Here is a 730-nt window from a genome sequence, read left to right as displayed (position 1 = left end):
CCCAGCATCATGTAGCCGATAACCACCGCCACACCGCAGAAAAGAGTAAAGGGTGTCAGCCAGTCGAACCAGCCGCCGGAGTATTCCCGTCCGGTTACCTGAATGCCCTGCAGCATAGCGCCCAGCATAATGCCCTGACTCATGGCCGCTATCAGCGAGCCGGTAATAAAGGATAAGTCCCAGATACCTTTGGCGCGTTTGGTTTTAAAGCGGTACTCAAAAGCCACGCCGCGAAAAATAAGCCCCAGCAACATGGCAATAACCGGCATATAAAGCGCCGGCATCAGCACCGAGTAAGCCAGCGGGAACACCGCCAGCAGGCCACCACCGCCCAGCACCAGCCAGGTTTCGTTACCGTCCCAGACCGGCGCCACGGTGTTCATCATCACGTCACGGTCTTCTTCTTTTTTGAACCAGGGAAACAGCAGCGCTATCCCTAAGTCAAAGCCATCGAGTGCGACGTAAGCAAATACGGCGACCGAAATTAATATGGCCCAAATCAGTGCGTAATCCATAGCTTACCTCTCCTCATCGTAGATGCGCTCAGCGGCCATGGTGGCTTTATGCTTCGCGTAGTCGGGAATAGTAACCTGCTCCGGGTTCCCCGCCATTTTGCGCAGAATGTAGAAGGTGCCCGCACCAAAAACGAGGAAGTACACCACAATAAAGGCTATCAGGCTGCCCGCCACACCGGCTTTATCAATGGGCGATGCCGCATCGGCGGTGCGCA

The 730-nt window shown here is 55.3% G+C and carries 1 protein-coding gene and 1 pseudogene; both read right to left on the bottom strand.

Going from position 1 to position 730, the window contains the following annotated elements:
* The coding region (cydB, locus tag Q5L94_RS13275; RefSeq protein ID WP_317498845.1) for a cytochrome d ubiquinol oxidase subunit II at nucleotides 1–515 on the bottom strand (515 nt) is incomplete at its 3' end.
* A 3-nt stretch (nucleotides 516–518) separates the two neighbouring features.
* A pseudogene (locus Q5L94_RS13270) lies at nucleotides 519–730 on the bottom strand (cytochrome ubiquinol oxidase subunit I); the annotation flags it as partial.

Source organism: Idiomarina sp. Sol25 (assembly GCF_033052775.1).
In the GTDB taxonomy this organism is placed as follows: domain Bacteria; phylum Pseudomonadota; class Gammaproteobacteria; order Enterobacterales; family Alteromonadaceae; genus Idiomarina.
The sequence above is the reverse complement of the archived record's forward strand: the minus strand, read 5'-3'. Positions and strand labels throughout refer to the sequence as shown.